This is a genomic window from Vibrio sp. 704, assembly GCF_033339295.1.
The window spans coordinates 1-590 of the sequence record NZ_JAWOUH010000723.1; the positions used below are offsets into that span (position 1 = coordinate 1).

The 590-nt window shown below is 41.7% G+C and carries 1 pseudogene; it reads left to right on the plus strand.

Going from position 1 to position 590, the window contains the following annotated elements:
- Positions 1-406 (plus strand): annotated as a pseudogene (locus R7R24_RS28750) (TetR/AcrR family transcriptional regulator); the annotation flags it as partial.
- Between the last annotated feature and the right edge of the window lie 184 nt (positions 407-590).

Sequence of the window (590 nt, forward strand, 5' to 3'; positions counted from 1 at the left end):
GATTGTAGCTAAAACGCCTTGGGTGTTGGAAAAAGCATCACCTGAACGTTTGAATGAGCTGAATCGGCTAGAGGAAGAAGTGATTTCCGGTGCAGATGCGTTGGTCAATAATGCAGTAGAGTGCGGAGATCTAAAGTTTTCTCCTGCTATAGGTGCGGATGCTATTGTGTTTGCTAACTGGTCTATCGCATTTGGTTCTAACGCGCTTGCGCAAAACGCATCGAATAGTCGCTGTATACAACGAATCCAAGACCCATTTTCTGTGTTGCACAATGCGAATATGTTATTAGACGGCTTAGGTTGGGCGCCACTTTCTACAGAGTGGGACTATAGGAAAACCTGGCGTCGAGTAGAACAGGAACTCTTTAGCGAAGAGATTGCTTACTTAGAAACAGTGAACCGTTAAATCGGTTACAGAAGCCAATCCAAACGATGATTGGCTTTTTTATCACTCTAAAGTGACGAATCGTCAATATTTGACTTAAAAGATGATGCTTAAGGTGAAGAACCTAGAGAGGCATTTGAAAAGTTACGTAAAAACTAGAAAACAGCGCTGGCTGATTTTTTTAGTTTTTAAATTTGACGAAACG